Here is a 21,643-nt window from a genome sequence, read left to right as displayed (position 1 = left end):
GCTCAGGATACCACGCGGAAGCGCGACACCGAATCCTTGAGCTCCTGGGCCAGGGTGGCCAGTTCATGAATCGACTGTGCGGTCTGGCGCGTGCCCTGCTGGGCATGTTCGGTCACCGACAGGATCTCCTGCATCTTGTCGGCCACGCCGGTGGCTTGGGTAGCCTGGCGGTCGGTGGCGTGCGACATGTCCCCGATCAGTTCACCGAGGCGGTTCGACACGCGCGAGATGTCCGACAGCGCGGCGCCGGCGGCGTCCGACAGGCGCGCGCCCTCGACCACGCCCTGGGTCGATTTTTCCATGGCCGCCACCGCGTCGTGGGTGTCGGTCTGGATGGTGCGCACCAGCGCGCCGATCTGCTTGGCCGCCTCGCCCGAGCGTTCCGCCAGGCGCTGCACCTCTTCCGCCACCACCGAGAAGCCGCGACCGGCCTCGCCGGCCGATGCGGCCTGGATCGCGGCGTTCAGCGCCAGCACGTTGGTCTGCTCGGTAATGTCCGAGATCAGCTCGGTGATCTCGCCGATCTCCTGCGACGATTCGCCCAGGCGCTTGATGCGCTTCGAGGTTTCCTGGATCTGCTCGCGGATCTCCTGCATGCCGCGAATCGCGTTCTGCACCGCGGTCGCGCCCTGCTCCGCCGCCGCCACCGACTGGCGCGCCACGTCGGCCGATTCCAGGGCCGAGCGCGACACGTCGGTGATCAGGCCGGCCAGGCGCATGGTGGTGCTGGACGCGTCCTGGATCTCGCGCGACTGCCGCTCGGCCGCGCCCAGGAGCTCGGTCGAGACCTGCTGCGCGCCGTTCGAGGCGCGCGCCACCTGTTCCGAGGTCTTGATGACGCGCACCACCAGCTCGCGCAATTCCTCGACCGTGTAGTTGACCGAGTCGGCGATCGCGCCGGTGATGTCTTCCGACACCGTGGCCTGCACCGTCAGGTCGCCGTCCGCCACCTCTTGCAGCTCGTTCATCAGGCGCAGGATCGCGGCCTGGTTCTGGTCGTTGGTGGCCTTGGCTTCTTCTTCCTTGGCCTGGGCCAGCTGGCGCATCGTTTCCGCTTCGCGGCGGCGTTCCTCGGCGGCGCGCGCACGGGCGGCGGCGTCCTGCAGCATGGTGCGCGAGATGCCCAGCGCCGCGACCAGGGTGAACAGGGCGGCGGCGACCGTCAGCCAGAACCAGCCGCTGGCGCCGGCCTGGTCGCGCTGGTAGTCGTGGTGCAGCTCCGCCAGCATGACGCGCAGCTGTTCGCTGTCGCGCGAGATCACGCGCTCGGCGGCGCGCGCGCTGGCGTAGTTGGTCAGGTTGCCCAGTAGCGGGGTGATGGTCTTGACGTACTCGTCGAAGCTGTCGCGGGTGCGCGCCAGGCGCATGCGCTGTTCGAGGTCGGTCAGCGGCGCCAGGCCCAGCTTGCCGCCGCCATCGAGCAGGCCGTCGATGATCGCGCTCAGCGACTCGATGTCGCCCATGATGTAGGTCACCGCGTTCTGGGCCGAACCCGGGGTGGTGAAGGTCTGGGTGCCGGCCGACAGGCGCTGGGCCAGCGACTGCATGCTCAGCGCCGCCACCTGGCGCCGGGCGTCGCTCGACGCGTCCTTTTGCAGGCGCTCGGCGATCGCGGTCAGCTCCGGCCCCACTTCTTCATACTGGCGCAGGCTGACGCCGAAGGCCAGCAGGTTGCGCTTGTTGGCGATGATGCTGGCGGCCGCCCTGGACGAGGCGTTCCACAGCACGATCGCCTTTTGCAGTTCTTGCGCGCGCGCTCCGCTGGCGGCCGGGATGCGCCCGGTCGGCGACTGGCCGCCGCGCGCCAGCAGGTCCAGTTCGCGGCCCAGCTGGGCGCGGCTGTCTTCGAGCTGGTCGAAGGCGGCGGCGTCGCCGCGCAGCGCGATCGGCGCGGCCTTGGCGAAACGCTGGGAGTGCATCACGGCGTCGCCGGTCACCTGGCTCTGGCCGGCCAGGCGGGCGTCAAACGCCGAATTCTGCCAGGCCGCCAGCATGGTCAGCAGCACGCCGCCCACGAAGGCGCCGAGCAGCAGGTTCAGGCGGCTGGGCTGGAACTGCGCGCCGATCGGGACGGCGCGCAGGTCGTCGGCGCTTTCCGCCGCCATCGCCTCGCTCGCGCTGCGGCTGCGAAAGCCCCCGAGCCGGCGCGCGGCCGCGGCGGCCGAACCGCCCGCATCCGGATGCGACGCCGAAGGGGATTCGCCGGCCGGCGCCGGCGCCAGGGCGGCGTCGCCCTTCGCGAAGAAGTTCGTGGTCAGTTTCGAAGCGAATCCCATTGCTGCTCCCTGTTCCTGCTGTGAGTGTGGTTGTTGTTAGCGTGCAAGTTAGCCTGCGACGCGCAGGAAACGCTCTTCCCGCACCAGCTCCGCCAGCGACAGCGGCGTCCATGTGTTGCCGTCGGCGTCGCGCAGGACGTCGCCCACGCGCTCCATCGCGCCGGCCTGGCGCAGTCCGTGGACGTTCGAGGCCAGCAAGGCGCAGTTGAAGCCGAGATGCGGTGCGAACACCACCAGGCGCGGCGTCGCGGGGCCATCGGGCGATGCTTCCTCGCCCAGGTAGCGCGCCAGGTCGATCACGCCCAGCAGGCTGCCGCGCACATTGGCCAGGCCCAGGTACCAGGGCTGGGTCAGCGGAACGACGGTCAGGGGCGCGGGGGAGACGATCTCGCCGACCTCGAGCAGGTCGACCAGGTAGCGCGTGGCCCCGATCGCCAGGCCCAGCTGGCCGGCATTGCCGCCGGCGCCGGTGCGGGCCGCCTGCATCTTTTCCAGCAGCTGCTCCTGGTACAGGCGCAGGCGGGTACGGCGCGCCGCGGGATCGCGCCGGCCGCTCTCTTCACGCTCCTTGCCGTCGCCCGCCGCGCTGGTCATGCGCTCACGCCGCCGGCGGTCGCCACGGCCGCGATGCTGGCCAGCAGGCGCTCGGGATCGACCGGTTTGACCAGGTAGTCCCTGGCGCCCTGGCGCATGCCCCAGATGCGGTCGGTTTCCTGGTTCTTGCTGCTGCAGATGATGACCGGCAGCGCCGCCAGCTCCGGATCGCGCGCGATGGCGCGCGTCACCTGGAAGCCGTTACTGCCCGGCATGACCACGTCCATGAGGATCAGTTCGGGGCGCTCGGCGCGGATGCGCTCGATCGCTTCGTCGCCATTCACGGCGGTGCTGACGGCAAAGCCGTTCTTCACCAGGATGTCGGTCAGGTACAGGCGTTCGGTCGGGGAATCGTCGACGATGAGGATCTTGTTGATGGCCACTTACGGCTCCGGCTCGTATGGATGTCAGTCCTGGGGCATGGCGTGCTCGCGCACGGCCGCCAGCAGGCTGTCTTTGGTAAAGGGTTTGGTGAGATAGGCGCTGGCGCCGACCATCGCGCCGCGCGCGCGGTCGAACAGGCCATCCTTGGACGACAGCATCAGCACCGGCGTCGCGCGAAAGCGCGCGCTCTTCTTGATCAGGGCGCAGGTCTGGTAACCGTCCAGGCGCGGCATCAGAATGTCGCAGAACACCAGCGCCGGATGATGGTCGTTGATCTTGGCCAGGGCGTCGAAGCCGTCATCGGCCAACACCACCTGGTAACCGGCCTGGTTCAGGAAAATCTCGGCGGAGCGGCGGATCGTGCTGCTGTCGTCGATTACCATGATGGTCAGGGCCGTGGATTGCGGCGATGTCGTCATTTTCGTTTCACTTCGGCTTGAAGCGCCACGATAGCACAGCGCATCTTTCTTGTGCGCAAAGTGTTGCAGGGAGTCAACTACTCCCTGATATGGCATCCCGGGAGTGGACGAGATGCCATTAGCAAGCTGATCACATTGTGATCTTTATTGCATGATTATTGCTTCAGATTGCCGTCATCTCGAAGTCGTCCTTGCGCGCGCCGCACTCCGGGCAAGTCCAGTTCATCGGTACGTCGGCCCAGCGCGTGCCGGGAGCGATGCCATCGTCGGGTGCACCGACAGCCTCGTCATAGACCCAGCCACAAATCAGGCACATCCAGGTCTGGAAAGGCGCGGTGGATTCGGTACTCACAGTATTGGTCCTTGTATCTAGTAAAATGTGGAATCGGAATCCGGCATCTTAATCTACCCGACGTGCAAAACCAAACGTTCCCCCTCATCCTGAGCTTCGGCGTCTGCGATCCCGTCGGCGCCATCGGCGTGCAGGCGGATTGCGCCGCGTTCGCCGCCCTCGGATGCCACGGGCTATCGGCCATCGCCGGCTTGCTGGTCGCGGACAGTGCCCGCATCGAGAATATGTACGAGCTCGACAGCGACTGGATGGCCGAGCAGGCGCGCACCTTGCTGGAAGACATGCCGATCGCCGCCTTCAAGGTCGGCGCCGTCGGCTCGGCCCTGCACCTGGCCGCGATCGCCGAGATCGTGTCCGACTACCCGGACGCGCCGCTGGTCCTCGACCCCTTCCTGTCGGCCCTGCCCGACGCCGGCCTGGGCGACGAGGAAATGCTGTCCGCGCTGCGCTCGATCCTGGCGCCGCAGGCCACCGCCCTGATCCTGTCCCAGTCCGAACTGGGCCGCATGGCCGAGCTGTGGCGCGATGGCGCCGAGCGCAAGGACGGCGACCTCGAAGAAGACGTGGCCGAGCTTACCTCGAGCGGCCTGCACTACGTGCTGGTGACCGGCAGCCGCGACGAACACGGCGGCTTCTCGAACCGCCTGTACGACGCCGGCGGCGAAGTCGCGCGGGTCGACTGGCAGCACCTGCCCGGCCCCTTCCTGGGCGCCGGCAACACCTATTCGGCGGCCTTCACCGCCTGCCTGGCGCGCGGCATGGACGCGCCGCAGGCGCTGGCCCTGGCTCAGGAATACACCACCGGCGCGCTCGAGCATGCGCAGCGCTTCGGCATGGGCAAGTTCATTCCCAGTAAATTCTTCCGTCCCTAGCCCCGCTGCGCGGACGGGTTCTTTTCAATCACGAAGCAGCCATCATGACCACTGAACAATCCACCTCGCGCAACGACATCCTGTTCGCCCGCGCCCAGCAATCGACCCCTGGCGGCGTCAATTCTCCGGTGCGCGCCTTCCGCTCGGTGGGCGGCACCCCGCGCTTCATCGAGCGCGCCCAGGGCCCGTATTTCTGGGACGCCGACGGCAAGCGCTACATCGACTACATCGGCTCCTGGGGCCCGGCCATCCTCGGCCACGCCAGGTCCGAAGTGGTCAAGGCGGTGCAGGCCGCTGCTGCTAACGGTCTATCTTTCGGCGCGCCGACAGAAGGCGAGATCGAGATCGCCGAGGAAATCTGCCGCCTGCTGCCGTCGATCGAACAGGTGCGCCTGGTCTCGTCCGGCACCGAGGCCACCATGAGCGCGCTGCGCCTGGCGCGCGGCGCCACCGGCCGCGACAAGATCGTCAAGTTCGAAGGCTGCTACCACGGCCACGCCGATTCGCTGCTGGTGAAGGCCGGCAGCGGCCTGCTGACCTTCGGCAACCCGACCTCGGCCGGCGTGCCGGAAGACTTCGTCAAGCACACCCTGGTGCTCGACTACAACAATGTCCCGCAACTGGAAGACGCCTTCGCCTCGATGGGCGACACCATCGCCTGCGTGATCGTGGAGCCGGTGGCCGGCAATATGAACCTGATCCGCGCCACCCCGGAATTCCTGCAGCGCATGCGCGAACTGTGCACCGAGCATGGCGCGGTGCTGATCTTCGACGAGGTGATGTGCGGCTTCCGCGTGGGCCTCGAAGGCGCCCAGGGCATGTACGGCATCACCCCCGACCTGACCGCGCTGGGCAAGGTGATCGGCGGCGGCATGCCGGTGGCGGCCTTCGGCGGGCGCGCGGACCTGATGCAGAAGATGGCCCCGATCGGTCCGGTGTACCAGGCCGGCACGCTGTCGGGCAACCCGGTGGCGGTGGCGGCCGGCATGACCACCCTGAAGCTGATCCAGGAAGAAGGCTTCTACGAGCAGCTGACGGCGACGGCCGACCGCCTGGTGACGGGCCTCACCGCGGCCGCGCAGGAAGCCGGCATCGATTTCTGCGGCGACTCGGTGGGCGGCATGTTCGGCTTTTACTTCTCGAAGGACGTCCCGTCCAGCTACAGCGAGATGATGGCGGGCGACAAGGAGCGCTTCAACCGCTTCTTCCACGGCATGCTCGAAGAAGGCGTGTACTTCGCGCCGGCCATGTTCGAAGCGGGCTTCGTGTCGATCCAGCACGACGACGCCGTGATCGACGCCACGATCGAGGCTGCGCGGCGCGTGTTCAAGCGCATCGGCTAAGCACGCTCGACGCAAAACAACACGGCGCACCGAGGTGCGCCGTTTTTCATTGCCGGATTACTTCAACCAGCCGCGCCGGCGGAAGTACAGCAGCGGCGCCACCGCGCTGGCCGCCATCAGGGCGATCGCGAACGGATAGCCGAAGCGCCAGTTCAGTTCCGGCATCAGGGCGAAGTTCATGCCGTACAGGCTGGCGATCAGGGTCGGCGGCAGGAAGGCGACCGAGGCCACCGAGAAGATCTTGATGATCTTGTTCTGGTTGATGTTGATGAAGCCGACGGTGGCGTCCATCAGGAAGTTCACCTTGTCGAACAGGAAGGACGTGTGGCCGTCGAGCGACTCGATGTCGCGCAGGATCTGGCGCGCTTCCTCGAACTGGTCGGAGTTGAGCAGCCGGCCGCGCATCAGGAAGCTGACCGCGCGCCGGGTATCCATCATGTTGCGGCGGATGCGGCCGTTCAAGTCTTCCTCGTGGGCGATGGCGTTCAGCGCGGCGGCCGCGTCCTGGTCGGTGAATTCCTTCTGCAGCACGCGGGTCGAGACTTCTTCGAGGCTTTCGTAGATGCCTTCCAGCGCGTCGGCCGAATATTCGGCGTCGGTCGCGTACAGGTCGAGCAGCACGTCCATATAGTCTTCGATCGAGCCGGGCCGCGAACGCGCGCGCATGCGCACCAGGCGGAACACGGGCAGGTCGTCGTTATGGACCGAGAACAGGATTTTGCCGGACAGGATGAAGGCCACCGTCACCACCCGCGACGGGCCGTCTTCTTCCTCGAGCAGGAAGTCGGTGCGCAGGTGCAGGTCGCCGTTTTCGGCCTCGTAGTAGCGCGCCGAGGCTTCGATGTCCTGGACTTCGTCCTCGCCCGGCAGGGTCACGCCATACCTGGCCTTGACCCAGGTGCGCTCTTCCTCGTCCGGGTCGGTCAGGTCGACCCACACCGGCGCGACGTTCTCCAGGTCTTCCCGGGAAGCGATCGTTGCCTGGTTCAGGCGGCCATTCTGTAGGACAAATACGTTGATCATGCGCTGGGGTCTCGTTCGCTATTTTCTGGCCGGGGGGAGAAAAATTAGCGCAAGTGTAACCGCTCGCCGTGCACTGAGCCAACTCAGTAACGACATTTCGCGTCAAGGCACCTCGGCGAAGCGCATCTGGCGCAGGATGGCGTTGGTGCGCCGCTGCAGGTAACTGGTCGAGCGGTGCTTGTCGTAATAGCGCGGATTGGGCAGCATCACCGCCAGCCGGGCGGCCTGGGCCGGGCTCAGATTGGCAGCCGACGTCTTGTAGTAGTAGCGCGCCGCCGCCTCGGCGCCGAACACGCCGCGCCCGAATTCGACCACGTTCAGGTAGAGCTCGAGGATGCGCTCCTTGCTCATCACCGTTTCCAGCATATAGGCAATCACCAGCTCCTGGCCCTTGCGGAACATGCTGCGCGAGCCGGACAGGAACAGGTTCTTGGCCAGTTGCTGGGTGATGGTCGAGCCGCCGCCGACCACCTTGCTGCGCCGCTGGTTGCGCTCGTAGGCGCGTTCGATCGCTTCCCAGTCCACGCCGCCATGCACGCTGAAGTTGGCGTCTTCCGAGGCCACCACCGCGCGCTTCAGGTTGCGCGAGATGCGTTCGTACGGCACCCACTGGTGCTTGAGGGTCGCGTCCGGATTCTTTTCGCGCAGCTGGGACAGCTGTTCACGCATGAAGCTGGTCGAGCCGGGATTGAACTGGGAATACCAGCACACCATGGCGAAGAAATACAGCTGGACCAGCAGCACCAGCAGCAACGGGGCCAGGAAGATCCACTTGATCCAGCGGCGCCCGGTCGGCGCGGCCTTGCGCGACTTGGCCATGGTCAGCCTGCCTGGCGCATCGCGGCCAGCACGGCGTTCGTCTCCGGCCGCACGCCGCGCCACAGCAGGAAGGCCTCGGCCGCCTGCTCGACCAGCATGCCCAGGCCGTCACGCACGGTCGCGCCATGGCGCGCGGCGAATGCCATGAACACGGTCGGCTCCTTCCCGTACATCATGTCCAGCGCCAGCACGCCGGGGCCAAATACCGATGGCGGCACCGGCGGCACGTCGGCCGCCAGGCTGGCCGAGGTGGCGTTGATGACGACATCGAAGCCGCCTTCCACGTCGGCGAAACCGCTCACCGCCAGCCGGTCCGCGTGCGCCGCGAAGTCGCCTGCCAGCCGTTCGGCGGTCGCCAGGGTGCGGTTGGCAATCACGATCTGGCGCGGGTTTTCCGTCAGGAGCGGCAGCAGCGCGCCGCGCGCGGCGCCGCCGGCGCCCAGTAGCAGGATGCGTTTATCGGCCAGCGACACGCCGGCATTGCGCACGATGTCGGCCACCAGGCCGGGGCCGTCGGTGTTGTCGCCGACGATCTCGCCGTGTTCGAAGATCAGGGTGTTCACGGCGCCCGCCGCCTGGGCGCGCGGCGCCAGCCGGGTCGCCAGCCGCGCCGCGTCGAGCTTGAACGGCACGGTGACGTTGGCGCCCCGATAACCTTCGGCGACCAGGCGCCGCACGGTGGCCTCGAAGCCGTCCAGCGGCGCCAGGCAGCGCTCATACGTCAGTTCCTGGCCGGTCTGCTGCGCGTAGGCGGCGTGGATCTGCGGGGATTTGCTGTGGGCGATCGGATTGCCGATGACGCAATATTTATCGGTCACAGGGCGGCTCATTTGGCGGCTTCTCCAAGGGTTGCCTGCATCTTGTCCTCACGGGTGAAACGGAAACGGGTGAACACTTCCCACAGGTCGTCCTTGCCCTGGGTGCGCATATTGGCCGGGAAGGCGCCGAACGGGGCCGAGCGGCGCACGATCTCGAGCGCCGCCTTGTCGAGGGCCGGATTGCCCGAGCTGCGTTCGACGCGCGGGCCGCCATCGCCCAGGTACAGGGTGCCGTCCTGGAACACGGGGATGTAGACCACCAGATCGCCATACAGCTTGCGGCCGGCCTGCTGCGGGAAATTCAGCGTGCCGACTTCCTCGATGCGCTTTTGCATCGCCTTGTAGTACAGCGCGTAGCCGACCTGGCGCGTGCTGGGCGTGATTTGCGTGCGCTTGGGGCGGCGGTTTTCTTCCTCGATGCGCTCGAAGATCTCGGCGCTGGTGCGCGAAATGGCGCGCGCGGTGTCGATGTTGTCGCTACCCGTGCGGGTCGGATCGGGCTTGTCGCGCTCGGTCACCGGCGGGGCGGTGAAATTGCCGCCGCTGCGCGCGCGCGTCAGCACGTTCTGCTGCAGGCGCTCGAGTTCGGCGATGCGGCGCTGCAGGGCCTTGATGCTGTCGCCGTCCTCGACCTTGCGCAGGTCGGGCAGCGGCGACTTGGCGCGGCCCGCCTCCGCCGTCCCGCCACCGTCCAGGTTGGCCTGGGCCAGCGCGTCGGCCCTGGCTGGCGCCCGGTCGTGCCTGGCATTGACCAGCACCACTTCCAGTCCGGGATCGGCCGGCTGGTGGCGAAACGCCTCTGGCGCGGCGAAGCGCAGCGCCAGCAGGCCCGCGTGGGCTGCCACCGATACGGCCAGGGCGATCATCAGGGGACGGTGTTGGAGAAAGGACTTCACGCGCTACGGGTGGCCTGGTGGGGCAATTGAATCAGAGAATTGATCCATTCTAACCCGGCGCGAACGGATGAGGGAGGCCGAACAATGCGGACGATGCGGAACGTGGTTGCTTCGATAACAGGTGTGGTGAACGGTGCAACCGTCCACCACGGTCCGCATATCATTCCACCTGTTATTGCGCCGACGCCGGCGCCGGCTGCGGCGCATCGCCGGTATCGACCGCCGCCACCGCGCCTTCGGCCTCGACCACTTCGGCCACCGCCGCTTCGCCGGTGTCCGCTTCTTCCTCGTAGTCGAGCGACGCGTCCGGTTCGGCCGACGCCACCTCGAGCAGGCGCGCTTCGAGCTGCAGGTCGATCTCGTCCCAGCGCACGATGTCGAGTTTCACCTGGGCGCCGCGCGCCACCTGGGGCATGCCGGTCAGGCGCACCACCAGCGGCACGTCGACCAGGCGCACCAGTTCGTCCTTGAGCACGACGGCCTCGGCCTGCTTCACGTTCTCCTGCCCCAGCCAGCGCAGGCACCAGTAGCGCTCCATGTTCTGCTGGAAGTCGTTATACGCCGAATAGGCCGCATCGAATGCCGAGACGATGGAAAACAGGGTCGCATCGCGGTGTTTAAAGGGGGCCACCAGCGGCGCCGTCACGCCGTGCTCGGCGGCGGCCAGGATCTGCCACTGGTTGACCAGGTCGGTGTAACGGCGCAGCGGCGAGGTGCTCCAGGCATACTGGTCCACGCCCAGGCCCTGGTGCGGGGCCGCGTGCGTGACCATGCGCACCTGCATCTTGGCGGCCCAGCCGCCGGCGCCCGGCGTCTGCGAGCGATAGATGCCCGGCACGCCCGAGTCGTGCAGCAGCTTGCCCCAGGTGCTGTTGGCGAAGATCATCAGCTCGGCCACGATCTTGTCCAGCGGCGCGCCGCGCTTGCGGCGCACGATCGAGACCACGTCGTCCTCGACGTAGAAATTGAAGTCGACCCGGTTCGCCTGTTCCGGCTTGAGGCCGAAGGCTTCGCGCTTCTTCATGCGGCCCGCTTCCAGCTGCAGCGCCCACTTCCACAGCAGGCCCAGTTCGTCCTTGTGCGGATAGTCGCCCGCGCCGCTCTCGAGCGTCTCTTCGTTGACCACGTGATCGAGGTCGTTGTGGCGCAGGTTGTTCTTGATCGGCACGCGCTCGGCGCGGGTCGTGGTCGACTTGAGGCTCCAGTCGCTCGGATCGAGCACGGCGTACAGCGACAAGGCCGGGCAATCGTTGCCTTCCGCGAGGGTGAAGGCGTTGACCACCTCGTCCGGCAGCATGGTGATCTTGTCACCCGGCATATACACGGTCGACATGCGCGCGCGCGCGATCTTGTCGATCGCGTCGTCCGGGCGGATGCCCAGGCCCGGCGCGGCGATGTGGATGCCGACCTGCACGCTGCCGTCATCCAGGCGCACGACCGAGAAGGCGTCGTCGATCTCGGTGGTGGTGACGTCGTCGATCGAGAAGGCGGCAACATTGGCCAGCGGCAGGTCGCCCGGCGCCTTCGGAATGTCCACCGGCGCGAAACCGGCGCCGCGCGGGAAGTGCTCGAACAGGAAGCGGCCCATGTGCAGCTCTTTCGGCGAAGCCAGGCCGCCGACGTCCAGCATCAGGCGCGGCGCGCTGGTCTGCAGTTCGCTGGCCGCCGTCTCGAAGGCCTTGTATTCGATGGTGTTCTTGTCGGGCTTGAACAGCAGCTGGTGCACGATCTGTTGCATCGATTGCGGCAGCTTGCCCGCCTTCAGCTCTTCCACATAGCCGGCCTGGACGATCGCCTGCTGCTTTTTCTTTTCGATGCCGGCCAGCGCGGCCTTGAGCGACTGTTCCGGCGCCGCCTTGTAGCGGCCACGGCCCTTCTTGTAGAAATAGATGGGGGAGCCATGCAGGGCCAGCACCAGGCCGGCGGCTTCGTGCGGCAGCGGCGCGTGGCCGAAATATTCGGCGCCCAGCTCGGCGAAACCGAATTCTTCCTGTCCCGCGACTTCCCACAGGAAGTCGAGATCGACATCAAGAACGATCGCCTTGGCCGCATCCAGCAAGGCTTGGGGCTCGGGCTTGTCGAACTGCAGCAGCACGTCGCGCGTCTTGACCTTGGTGCGCTTACCGCTCGGCATCTCCACCTGGTAGGCCTCGCCCGCTTGCGACAGGATGGCGCCGACCTTGAAGTCGCCCGATTCCTCGAAAAATACGTTCATATTAAGTAATGTTCTTCATGGTTGCAGCCGCTCCCAGGTCCAATACCGCGGGCAAGAATACCTCGGTGACCAGGAGCAGGCCTTGACGGCGGCGATAGACGCAGCGCCGCGCGTAATAAATAGTCGTGTCGGCGCCGCCTTGCCTGCCGAGCGCCGCGTGCGCGCGGCGCACCAGCGGATGGTCGGCAGACAGGCGCGCGAATTCCAGTTGCCCACGCCGCACCAGCGGATCGTAGAACAAGGTCGTGCCCAGCGAGCGCTCGCCCAGCGCCGAGAACAGCGGCCAGTCGGTGGCATCGCAATCCATCGGCACCACCGTGTGGGCGAACACCACCGGCGCGCCGTCGCACTCCAGCAGCACTTCGCGTTCCCAGGCCCGCTGTGGATGCGCCAGGCCGATCACCTGCGCCTCGTCCGCCAGGCAGGTGGCGCTGCGCTGGTGCAGGCGGCGCACCCGGAACGCGGCGCTTCTGGACACCAGGCGCGCCGTCAGCGAACCTGGCGTGACCAGCCAGTCGTGCATGCCTTCCGGCGCGCGCACTGCGCGCGCATGCGGCTGCCATGCAGCCAGGCGTAACGATTTGCCCCTCACTGCGCCGCGTCCACCGGCGCAAAACCGCAAAACGCCAGCACCTCGTCCACATACTGCGGGAACTCCGGGATCGCATGGTCGCTGCCCTCGATCACGTGCTGGCGCGCTCCCGCATAGTGGGCCACCATGTCGCGGTAGTCCAGCACTTCGTCGCCGGTCGCGGCCAGCAGGAAGTAACGCTCCGGACGGGTGATATTCGCCACGCGCAGCGCCTGCAGCTCGCCGATGTACTCCTGGCGGAATTCGAACGGCTCGTCGGAGTGCCAGGCGGTGGTCACGCCAACATGCTTTTCCAGGTTGCGCGTCGGGTCGACCGCAGGATTGATGACGACCGCGCGCACGCCCAGGCGCTCGGCCAGCCAGCATGCATAAAAGCCGCCCAGCGAAGAGCCGACGATGGCGAGGTCGTGAGGCGCGTGGCGCTCGGCCAGTTCCAGTGCAAGATCCATCGCCGCCTTCGGCGAAGCCGGCAGCTGCGGGCAGATCAGGCGCTCCTGCATGCCGGCCTGCGCGAGCCTTTCCTGCACCACGCGCGCCTTGAACGAACGCGGCGAGGAGCGAAAGCCGTGCAGATACAACAGATAGGGATTGGCCGTCATGGCGCCAGCGCGTCCAGCAGTTTCTGGTGCACGCCGCCAAAGCCGCCATTGCTCATCACGAGGATGTGGTCGCCCGGCTGCGCTTGCTGCACGATGGCCTGCACCATATAGTCGATCTGGTCGAAGCTGTGCGCGATCTTGCCCAGCGGTGTCAAGGCGTCGGCCAGCGACCAGCCCAGCGCCTGCTGGCTGCCGAAGCCGAACACCAGGTCGGCATCCTTCAGGCTGCCCGGCAGCGCATCTTTCATGGCGCCCAGCTTCATCGTGTTCGAACGCGGCTCGAGCACGGCCAGGATGCGGCCGCCCGTTCCCAGCTTCTGGCGCAGGCCGCCGACCGTCGTGGCGATCGCCGTCGGATGGTGGGCGAAATCGTCGTACACCGTAATATCGTTGACGACGCCGCGCACTTCCATGCGCCGCTTGACGTTCTGGAAACGCGCCAGCGACTCGATCGCCTGGGCGGTCGGCACGCCGACGTGGCGCGCGGCGGCGATCGCGGCCAGCGCGTTCGAGCGGTTGTGCTTGCCGGTCAGGTCCCAACCCACGGTGCCCTGAAATTCTCCCTTGAACAGGACGTCGAAACTGGCGCCGCCCGGATGCTCGACCATGGCCCAGTCGACGCCGTCGGCCGAACCGAAGCTTTCCTTGTCGCTCCAGCAGCCGCGTTTGAGCACGCGGCCGAGCGACGCTTCATCGCCATTCACGACCAACCGGCCCACGCCCGGCACGGTGCGCACCAGGTGGTGGAACTGGGTCTCGATGGCGCCGATGTCGGGGAAGATGTCGGCGTGGTCGTATTCCAGGTTGTTCAGCACCGCGGTCTTGGCATGGTAGTGCACGAACTTGCTGCGCTTGTCGAAGAAGGCGGTGTCGTATTCGTCGGCCTCGATCACGAAGAAGTCGCTTGGCTTGTCGCCATGCAGGCGCGCCGACACGCCGAAATTCATCGGCACGCCGCCGATCAGGAAGCCCGGCGCGTAACCCGCGTCTTCCAGGATCCAGGCCAGCATCGAGGTGGTCGTGGTCTTGCCGTGCGTGCCGGCCACGGCCAGCACCCATTTTTCGCGCAGAATATGTTCACCGATCCACTGCGGGCCCGAGACGTAGGGCAGGCCGCGGTTCAGGATCTCTTCGATCAGCGGATTGCCGCGCGTCATGACATTCCCGATCACATACAGGTCGGGGTTCAGCGCCACCTGTTCCGGGCCATAGCCCTGGATCAGTTCGATCCCCTGGGCTTCCAGCTGGGTGCTCATCGGAGGATAGACGTTGGCGTCGCAACCGGTCACGCGGTGGCCCGCCTCCTTGGCCAGGACGGCCAGGCCGCCCATGAAGGTGCCGCAGATGCCGAGGATATGAATGTGCATGGAAAATTCTAGCCAGGAATGAATGGACGAATACGCGATTCTACCCGAGCCGCTGTCATTTTCCGTTCAAGAGTATGATCCCAGGCATGATGCCGAATCTGAACACCGATCTCCTCCAGTTGCGTAACGAGATCGCCCTGCTGGCTGCGCGCCTGGTCGCGCAGGACGGCGCCGATCTCGATACCGCCCGCCGCAAGGCCGCCCGCCAGGTGCTGGGCGTCACCCCTTTGAAACCGAATATGCTGCCCGACGACGGCCAAATCGAGGACGAGGTGCGCAAGTACCTGGCCCTGTTCGGTGGCGCTGCCCACACCGAGCGCCTGGCCCACCTGCGCGCGACCGCGCTGCAGGTGATGGAAGCGCTGGCCGACTTCAATCCCTATCTCACCGGCGCCGTCCTCAACGGCACCGCGGGCGCGCACGACGACATCCACCTCCAGCTGTTCGCCGACAGCGCCAAGGAGGTGGAAATCTACTTGCTCAACCGTAATGTTAATATCGATATCTCGGAAACCCCGCATTTCAAGGGGGGCCGCCATGCCCCGGTCGAGACCGTGTCCTTCCCGTGGATGAAGGAGACGGTGCATGCCGAACTGTATGAATACCAGGACCTGCGCGGCGCGCTCAAGCCGCGCGCCGACGGTCGGGCGCAGCGCATCGACATGGCCGGCCTGCGCGCACTGATCGCCGCTGGCGAGCAAAACGGAAACTGAGTGGAAGCTGACGAATGAACAAGAAACATCTGGCCGCCTACGCGGCAGTCGCCGCGCTGTTCGGCGTGATGGGCGCCCTGGTGGCGGTCTACAAGAAACCGGCGCAAAGCGTGCTGCCTGCGCCGACCACCGTCGCCCGCGACGGCCAGGTCACCAATCCCGTCACCAGCCTGTATGCACAGTCGCTCAACGACCTCGAAGGCAAGCCGCAGCCGCTGGCCCAATGGAAGGGCAAGCCCTTGCTGGTCAATTTCTGGGCCACCTGGTGCGGTCCCTGCGTGCGCGAGATGCCCGAACTGGCGCACCTGGCGAGCGAGGACGGCGGCAAGCGCTTCAACGTGATCGGCATCGGCATCGATTCGCCCACCAATATGAGCGAGTTCGCCGCAAAAATGAACGTCACCTATCCGCTGTACGTCGGCGGCATGGGCGGCACCGAACTGTCGCGCGGATTCGGCAATACGAATGGCGGCTTGCCGTATACCGTGCTGATCGGCGCCGATGGGCAAGTGATCAAGACTTATCTGGGCGAACTGAAGTTCGATGAATTGCGCGCCGACCTCGCCAAACTCGACTCCTGATCCGGAAAATTACGAACGATCGTACGATTGATAATGCCGCCAACTTCTCCTATCGACTGGCAATTTTACTGCTTGCCAATAGCTGAGCTAGGCGGCACAATGCCTGACTTTCGGGCAACCAGACTCTCACCATGGCGAAAAAGCTACTGCTGCTGAACGGCCCCAACCTCAATCTATTGGGGACGCGGGAACCGGCGGTGTACGGCACGACCACCCTGGCCGACATCGAACAAGCTGCAGTCGCACAGGCCAGCCAGGCCGGCGCGGCGCTGGAATATTTCCAGAGTAACCATGAGGGAGCGTTGATCGACCGCATCCATGCCGCGCGTAGCGAAGGCGTGGATTTCATCGTCATCAACCCTGGCGGCCTGACCCATACCAGCGTAGCCCTGCGCGATGCGTTCGCCTCGGTGGCCATTCCCTTCGTGGAGGTGCATATTTCGAATATCCACCAACGCGAGTCCTTCCGGCACCACTCTTATTTGTCTGGAATCGCGCGCGGCGTGATCTGCGGACTGGGGGCGGACGGATATCGGTTTGCCATCGACTTCGCACTTAAATAGCGTTAATCTACGTCAACTTCATGTAACAGCGGCCGCGCGACCCATTTCCGACGCTGCGGCCTGCTCTCTAAAACGAATAATTCCAAGGGGTTTCACATGGATCTACGAAAACTCAAGACTTTGATCGACCTGGTCGCTGAATCGGACATCGCCGAACTGGAAGTGACCGAAGGCGAAAGCAAGGTTCGCATCGTCAAGTCGTCCGCAATCCCGCAGAACCAGATGGTCATGCTGCCGCACCAAGGCGTGCAGCAATACTCGGCGCCCGCCACTGCCCCTGCTGCCGCGCCTGCGCCGGCAGCCGCGCCGGCCGTCGCCGCCGAACCGACCGGCCACGTGGTCAAGTCGCCGATGGTCGGCACCTTCTACCGCTCGTCCGCGCCTGGCGCCGCCGCCTTCGTCGAAGTCGGCCAGAGCATCAAGGAAGGCGATACCCTGTGCATCATCGAAGCGATGAAGCTCCTGAACGAAATCGATGCCGACGTCTCCGGCACCATCACCAAGATTCTCGTTGAAAACGGCCAGCCGGTCGAATTCGGCCAGCCACTGTTCGTGATCGGCTGATCTGCTTCTCCAAGCCGGCCCGCGCCCACGACGCGCGCCGCCGGCTCACCCATGACGTGTCCGGCGCCGCCTGTTCTCTCAGCCGCGCCGGTTTTCACTGAATACCGGACCTACCATGTTTGAAAAAATCCTCATCGCCAACCGTGGTGAAATCGCGCTGCGTATCCAGCGCGCCTGCCGCGAGCTGGGCATCAAGACGGTCGTCGTCCACTCCGAGGCCGACAAGGACGCCAAGTACGTGAAACTGGCGGACGAATCGGTCTGCATCGGGCCGGCGCAATCGACCCTCAGCTACCTGAACATGCCCGCGATCATCAGCGCGGCCGAAGTGACCGACGCCGAAGCGATCCACCCGGGCTATGGCTTCCTGTCCGAGAACGCCGACTTCGCCGAGCGCGTCGAAAAATCCGGCTTCGTCTTCATCGGCCCGCGTTCCGACTCGATCCGCCTGATGGGCGACAAGGTCTCGGCCAAACAGGCGATGATCCGCGCCGGCGTGCCGTGCGTGCCGGGTTCGGACGGCGCCCTGCCGGACGATCCGAAGGAAATCGTGCAGACCGCGCGCCGCATCGGCTACCCGGTCATCATCAAGGCCGCCGGCGGCGGCGGTGGCCGCGGCATGCGCGTGGTGCATACCGAAGCCGCGCTGCTCAATGCCGTGCAGATGACCAAGACCGAAGCCGGCACCGCCTTCGGCAATCCGGAAGTCTATATGGAGAAGTATCTGGAGAATCCGCGCCACGTGGAGATCCAGATCCTGGCCGACGAACACAAGAACGCCGTCTGGCTGGGCGAACGCGACTGCTCGATGCAGCGCCGCCACCAGAAGGTGATCGAGGAAGCGCCGGCGCCGGGCATTCCGCGTAAACTCATCGAGAAGATCGGCGACCGCTGCGCCGAAGCCTGCCGCAAGATCGGCTACCGCGGCGCCGGCACCTTCGAATTCCTGTACGAGAACGGCGAGTTCTACTTCATCGAGATGAACACCCGGGTCCAGGTCGAGCACCCGGTCACCGAGATGATCACCGGGATCGACATCGTGCAGGAGCAGATCCGCATCGCCTGCGGCGAGAAGCTGCGTTTCCGCCAGCGCGACATCATGCTGTCGGGTCACTCGATCGAGTGCCGCATCAATGCCGAGGATCCGTTCAAGTTCACCCCGTCGCCAGGCCGCATCACCGGCTGGCACCCGCCGGGAGGCCCCGGCATCCGTGTCGATTCGCACTCGTATGCGGGATACTATGTGCCACCTCACTACGACTCGATGATCGGCAAGGTAATTTCGTACGGTGCGACCCGTGAGCAAGCGATCCGCCGCATGCAAATCGCGCTCTCCGAAATGGTGGTCGAAGGTATCCTCACCAATATTCCGCTGCATCGCGAACTGATGGTCGACGCCCGTTTCATCGAGGGCGGCACCAATATCCACTACCTGGAGCAGAAACTGGCCGCCAAGCCCGACCTGCCGAAGGAAACGGCGCTCGGCGCCAAATCGGAAGCCAAGGTACAAGAATGAGCTGGACTGAAGTCGTCATCGAGATCGCCCGCGACCACGCGGAAGCGCTGTCCGACGCCCTGATGGAAGCCGGCGCGCTGTCGGTGTCCGTCGAGGACGCCGACGAAGGCACCGAGGACGAAAAACCCCTGTTCGGCGAGCCGGGCATGGAGCCGACCCAGGCCGCCTGGGACCACAGCCGCGTCGTGGCCCTGACCGACACCGATGCCGATCAACTCGCAATCGTCACCGAGGCGGCGCAGGCGGTCAAGCTGGCCGTCGTGCCGGCCTTCACCACCCGCAAGGTCGAAGACGCCGACTGGGTGCGCCTGACGCAATCGCAGTTCGAGCCCATCCACATCGGCAAGAACATCTGGGTCGTGCCGAGCTGGCACGAAGCGCCCGATCCGTCCGGCCTGATCCTCGAACTCGATCCGGGCCTGGCCTTCGGCACCGGCAGCCATCCGACCACCCGCCTGTGCATGGAGTGGCTGGAAGCCCATCCGGCGCCGGGCAAGTCGGTGCTGGACTACGGTTGCGGCTCGGGCATCCTGGCGATGGTGGCCAAGAAGCTGGGCGCGCAAGACGTCGCCGGTGTCGACATCGATCCGCAGGCGATCGAGTCGGCGCGCGCCAACGCCGAGCGCAACGGCGTCGAGATCGACTACTACCTGCCCGACACCTTCGCCGCGTCCGGCAACGAGCGTCATGCGGGCGGCAAGTTCGACATCGTGGTGGCCAACATCCTGTCGAGCCCACTGAAGCTGATGGCGCCGATGCTGGCCGGCCGCGTGGCCGACGGCGGCAACCTGATCCTGTCGGGCGTGCTCGCGCGCCAGGCCGAAGAAGTCGCCGCCGCCTACGCACCTTTCATCAAGCTGGGCGTCTGGGCCGAGCAGGACGGCTGGGTCGCCCTTCACGGGACGCTCGGCCAGGACAGCGCGCCGCCGCCCCGCACCAAGGGCTAGGCAGGCATGGCGCTCGCCACCCAATGCCCCCACTGCGGCACGCTGTTCCGCGTCGCCGCGGACCAGCTCAAGCTGCGTGGGGGCATCGTGCGCTGCGGCGCCTGCCAGCAAGTCTTCGACGGCAATGCGGGGCTGGTCGACCTGAACGCCCCGCCGTCTTCCCCTCCTTCTCCGCCAGTCGCCGAACCGGCCATCACGCCAGGCGTTCCCGCGACCGACGACACCGAACAACCGATCTACACGCTCGAATTCGACCGTGCGCTGTCCCCGTTCGGGATCCTGCCGCATGCCACGAACGACGATCAAGCCACGGTCGAACCAGACACGGATGCCGCCGTGGCCGAGCTACCGGTCGATGAAGAGATCGTAGCCGCCCCGCCGCCGGACGACGGTCTCGACCAGCACGAAGCCGCCCCCGAATCCGAACCCGAACCCGCCGCGCGCCAGCCGGCGCCCGACGCCCCGCCGCTGCTGCTGCGCGAATCGGCCGGCGGCTCGCCGCCGATCGTCTCGCCCGCAGCGCCGCCGCCATCCAGATCGCCGCGCGCACGCGCCGCCGACGCCCGTTCGCGTCGTTCCAAGCTGACCCCGACCCGGATCGAAGAGACGCCCAAGCTGCGCGTGCCCGAGATCGACGAACCCGAGTTCGTACGCCGCGGCCGCCAGCGCGAGCAGTCGAGCAAGGCCGTGCGCATCGCGATGGTCGCCGGCAGCATCCTGCTGCTGCTGGCGCTCGTCCTGCAGGCCATGGTGAGCTTCCGCGACGTATTGGCGGCGCGCTACCCGGCGCTGCGTCCGGCCCTGGTCTCGACCTGCGCGCTGTTCGGCTGCCAGGTCGGCCTGCCGGCGCGGCCCGACGCGCTGGTGATCGAGACCGGAGAATTGATCACCCTGGGCGGCAACGCCTATACCTTGAACACCGTGCTGCGCAACGGCGGCGACCTGGCGCTGGCCTGGCCCAGCATCGAGCTGACCCTGAACGATGGCGACGACAAGCCGCTGGTGCGGCGCGTGTTCGGTCCGCGCGACTACGCGCCCCGGATGGCCAACGCTTCCGCCGACAACTTCGCCGGCTTCGGCGCGCGCGCCGAGCAGCCGGTCAAGATCCATTTCAGGCTGGAAGGACTCGAACCTTCCGGCTACCACATTGCCGTTTTCTACCCCTGAAGGCTGAACCATGACCAAAACCGCCCTGATCTGCGGCTCGCTCGCATTCGACAAGATCATGCAATACCACGGCCGCTTCGGCGACACCCTGCTGGCCGACCAGCTGCACCGCGTGAACGTGTCGTTCCTGGTGCCGACCCTGCGCACCGAGTACGGCGGCTGCTCGGCCAATATCGCCTACAACCTCAAGCTGCTGGGCGGCGAACCGCTGATCATGGGCACCCTGGGCCAGGACGGCGGCGACTACCTCAAGCGCATGGAAGCGCAAGGACTGCAGACGCGCGGCATCCGCACCATCGCCGACGCGTACACCGCGCAATGCTTCGTCACCGCCGACGAGGACAACAACCAGATCAACGCCTTCCACCCGGGCGCCATGCAGTTCTCGCACGAGAACAACGTGGCCGACCAGGGCCCGCTGGCGGTGGCGATCATTTCGCCGGACGGCCGCGACGGCATGATCAAGCATGCGCGCGACTGCGCCGAGCTGAAGGTGCCGTTCATGTTCGATCCGGGCCAGCAGCTGCCGATGTTCTCGGGCGACGAGCTGATCACCTTCATCGGCCAGGCCAGCTACCTGGCGTGCAACGACTACGAATTCGAGATGGTGATGGACCGCACCGGCTTGAGCCAGGCCGACATCGCGGCGCGCCTGGATGCGCTGATCATCACGCGCGGCGCCGAAGGTTCCGACATCTACGCCGGCGGCGAGCACCATCGCATCCCGGCGGTGCAGGCGGCGAACGTGGTCGACCCCACCGGCTGCGGCGACGCCTACCGCGCCGGCCTGCTGTTCGGGATCACCAATGGCCTGGACTGGCCGACCAGCGGCCGCATCGCCAGCCTGCTGGGCGCGATCAAGATCGCCTCCCAGGGCGGCCAGAACCACAGCTTCACGCCGCAAGAGTTCGACCAGCAGTTCGAGGCCGCCTTCGGCTTCACCTTCCGCTGATGACGCCTGGCGTCACCGGATAAAAAATGGCCTTGCGATGCAAGGCCATTTTGTTTCCAGCTCGTCTGGAG

23 protein-coding genes are annotated in these 21,643 nt (G+C 66.2%); 10 read left to right on the top strand and 13 right to left on the bottom strand.

Annotated features, from left to right (window positions below; all coding sequences use genetic code 11):
- Positions 1-2 precede the first annotated feature (2 nt).
- The 5 genes from HMPREF9710_RS07525 to HMPREF9710_RS07505 all read right to left on the bottom strand — a co-directional run bounded on the left by HMPREF9710_RS07525 (position 3) and on the right by HMPREF9710_RS07505 (position 3,989).
- The gene (locus HMPREF9710_RS07525) at positions 3-2,276 is read right to left on the bottom strand and encodes a methyl-accepting chemotaxis protein (RefSeq protein WP_005665312.1); all 2,274 of its coding nucleotides are present in this window, start codon (positions 2,274-2,276) and stop codon (positions 3-5) included.
- 48 nt (positions 2,277-2,324) lie between these two features.
- Positions 2,325-2,870: a chemotaxis protein CheW gene (locus tag HMPREF9710_RS07520; protein WP_005665309.1), complete on the bottom strand. Its 546-nt coding sequence runs from the start codon at positions 2,868-2,870 to the stop codon at positions 2,325-2,327.
- The gene (locus HMPREF9710_RS07515) at positions 2,867-3,253 is read right to left on the bottom strand and encodes a response regulator (protein WP_005665307.1); all 387 of its coding nucleotides are present in this window, start codon (positions 3,251-3,253) and stop codon (positions 2,867-2,869) included. Before HMPREF9710_RS07515 ends, HMPREF9710_RS07520 begins: the two co-directional genes overlap by 4 nt.
- Positions 3,254-3,277: 24 nt before the next feature.
- Positions 3,278-3,673 carry a response regulator gene (locus HMPREF9710_RS07510; protein WP_005665305.1) on the bottom strand — a complete coding sequence of 132 codons (396 nt, stop codon included), beginning with the start codon at positions 3,671-3,673 and terminating at the stop codon, positions 3,278-3,280.
- A 163-nt stretch (positions 3,674-3,836) separates the two neighbouring features.
- A complete protein-coding gene (locus HMPREF9710_RS07505; protein WP_040775196.1) occupies positions 3,837-3,989 on the bottom strand; it encodes a rubredoxin in 153 nt (50 codons plus the stop codon).
- A gap of 98 nt (positions 3,990-4,087) precedes the next feature.
- Between HMPREF9710_RS07505 and thiD the strand changes: the two genes are divergently transcribed.
- Together thiD and hemL are read left to right on the top strand one after the other, a co-directional pair.
- Entirely contained in the window at positions 4,088-4,897 is an 810-nt protein-coding gene (gene thiD / locus HMPREF9710_RS07500) for a bifunctional hydroxymethylpyrimidine kinase/phosphomethylpyrimidine kinase (RefSeq protein WP_005665301.1), read from the top strand.
- 44 nt (positions 4,898-4,941) lie between these two features.
- On the top strand, positions 4,942-6,240 hold the full coding sequence (gene hemL / locus HMPREF9710_RS07495) for a glutamate-1-semialdehyde 2,1-aminomutase (protein WP_005665299.1): 1,299 nt from the start codon (positions 4,942-4,944) through the stop codon (positions 6,238-6,240).
- A gap of 57 nt (positions 6,241-6,297) precedes the next feature.
- On the opposite strand, the gene corA is transcribed toward hemL, so the two are convergent.
- The 8 genes from corA to mpl all read right to left on the bottom strand — a co-directional run bounded on the left by corA (position 6,298) and on the right by mpl (position 14,569).
- Positions 6,298-7,263: a magnesium/cobalt transporter CorA gene (gene corA, locus HMPREF9710_RS07490; protein WP_005665296.1), complete on the bottom strand. Its 966-nt coding sequence runs from the start codon at positions 7,261-7,263 to the stop codon at positions 6,298-6,300.
- Positions 7,264-7,365: 102 nt separating this feature from the next.
- Positions 7,366-8,082, bottom strand: coding sequence for a monofunctional biosynthetic peptidoglycan transglycosylase (gene mtgA, locus HMPREF9710_RS07485; RefSeq protein ID WP_005665294.1), 717 nt, complete (start codon positions 8,080-8,082; stop codon positions 7,366-7,368).
- A 2-nt stretch (positions 8,083-8,084) separates the two neighbouring features.
- Positions 8,085-8,912 (bottom strand): shikimate dehydrogenase, encoded by an 828-nt coding sequence (gene aroE / locus HMPREF9710_RS07480; RefSeq protein ID WP_005665293.1) that lies wholly within the window; start codon positions 8,910-8,912, stop codon positions 8,085-8,087.
- Positions 8,909-9,766: a TonB C-terminal domain-containing protein gene (locus HMPREF9710_RS07475; protein ID WP_005665292.1), complete on the bottom strand. Its 858-nt coding sequence runs from the start codon at positions 9,764-9,766 to the stop codon at positions 8,909-8,911. The genes aroE and HMPREF9710_RS07475 overlap by 4 nt, the downstream gene beginning before the upstream one ends.
- Before the next feature lie 202 nt (positions 9,767-9,968).
- On the bottom strand, positions 9,969-12,011 hold the full coding sequence (locus HMPREF9710_RS07470; protein WP_005665291.1) for a ribonuclease catalytic domain-containing protein: 2,043 nt from the start codon (positions 12,009-12,011) through the stop codon (positions 9,969-9,971).
- Between the two features lies 1 nt (position 12,012).
- Complete coding sequence (locus HMPREF9710_RS07465; RefSeq protein WP_005665290.1) at positions 12,013-12,603, bottom strand: chorismate--pyruvate lyase family protein; 591 nt, start codon at positions 12,601-12,603, stop codon at positions 12,013-12,015.
- Complete coding sequence (locus HMPREF9710_RS07460; RefSeq protein WP_005665289.1) at positions 12,600-13,202, bottom strand: YqiA/YcfP family alpha/beta fold hydrolase; 603 nt, start codon at positions 13,200-13,202, stop codon at positions 12,600-12,602. The genes HMPREF9710_RS07465 and HMPREF9710_RS07460 overlap by 4 nt, the downstream gene beginning before the upstream one ends.
- Positions 13,199-14,569 (bottom strand): UDP-N-acetylmuramate:L-alanyl-gamma-D-glutamyl-meso-diaminopimelate ligase, encoded by a 1,371-nt coding sequence (mpl, locus tag HMPREF9710_RS07455; protein ID WP_005665288.1) that lies wholly within the window; start codon positions 14,567-14,569, stop codon positions 13,199-13,201. The genes HMPREF9710_RS07460 and mpl overlap by 4 nt, the downstream gene beginning before the upstream one ends.
- Positions 14,570-14,655: 86 nt before the next feature.
- Between mpl and HMPREF9710_RS07450 the strand changes: the two genes are divergently transcribed.
- The 8 genes from HMPREF9710_RS07450 to HMPREF9710_RS07415 all read left to right on the top strand — a co-directional run bounded on the left by HMPREF9710_RS07450 (position 14,656) and on the right by HMPREF9710_RS07415 (position 21,572).
- The gene (locus HMPREF9710_RS07450; RefSeq protein ID WP_005665287.1) at positions 14,656-15,282 is read left to right on the top strand and encodes a hypothetical protein; all 627 of its coding nucleotides are present in this window, start codon (positions 14,656-14,658) and stop codon (positions 15,280-15,282) included.
- 14 nt (positions 15,283-15,296) lie between these two features.
- A complete protein-coding gene (locus tag HMPREF9710_RS07445) occupies positions 15,297-15,863 on the top strand; it encodes a TlpA family protein disulfide reductase (protein ID WP_005665286.1) in 567 nt (188 codons plus the stop codon).
- A 131-nt stretch (positions 15,864-15,994) separates the two neighbouring features.
- On the top strand, positions 15,995-16,426 hold the full coding sequence (aroQ, locus tag HMPREF9710_RS07440) for a type II 3-dehydroquinate dehydratase (protein WP_005665284.1): 432 nt from the start codon (positions 15,995-15,997) through the stop codon (positions 16,424-16,426).
- Between the two features lie 96 nt (positions 16,427-16,522).
- Positions 16,523-16,990 (top strand): acetyl-CoA carboxylase biotin carboxyl carrier protein, encoded by a 468-nt coding sequence (accB, locus tag HMPREF9710_RS07435; protein WP_005665282.1) that lies wholly within the window; start codon positions 16,523-16,525, stop codon positions 16,988-16,990.
- Positions 16,991-17,105: 115 nt separating this feature from the next.
- Positions 17,106-18,506 (top strand): acetyl-CoA carboxylase biotin carboxylase subunit, encoded by a 1,401-nt coding sequence (gene accC, locus HMPREF9710_RS07430; RefSeq protein ID WP_005665280.1) that lies wholly within the window; start codon positions 17,106-17,108, stop codon positions 18,504-18,506.
- Positions 18,503-19,453 (top strand): 50S ribosomal protein L11 methyltransferase, encoded by a 951-nt coding sequence (gene prmA / locus HMPREF9710_RS07425; protein ID WP_005665279.1) that lies wholly within the window; start codon positions 18,503-18,505, stop codon positions 19,451-19,453. The genes accC and prmA overlap by 4 nt, the downstream gene beginning before the upstream one ends.
- Positions 19,454-19,459: 6 nt before the next feature.
- The gene (locus tag HMPREF9710_RS07420; protein ID WP_005665276.1) at positions 19,460-20,620 is read left to right on the top strand and encodes a DUF3426 domain-containing protein; all 1,161 of its coding nucleotides are present in this window, start codon (positions 19,460-19,462) and stop codon (positions 20,618-20,620) included.
- Positions 20,621-20,630: 10 nt separating this feature from the next.
- On the top strand, positions 20,631-21,572 hold the full coding sequence (locus HMPREF9710_RS07415; RefSeq protein ID WP_005665274.1) for a carbohydrate kinase family protein: 942 nt from the start codon (positions 20,631-20,633) through the stop codon (positions 21,570-21,572).
- The last annotated feature ends 71 nt before the right edge of the window (positions 21,573-21,643 follow it).

Source organism: Massilia timonae CCUG 45783, assembly GCF_000315425.1.
Lineage (GTDB): Bacteria > Pseudomonadota > Gammaproteobacteria > Burkholderiales > Burkholderiaceae_D > Telluria > Telluria timonae.
The sequence above is the reverse complement of the archived record's forward strand: the minus strand, read 5'-3'. Positions and strand labels throughout refer to the sequence as shown.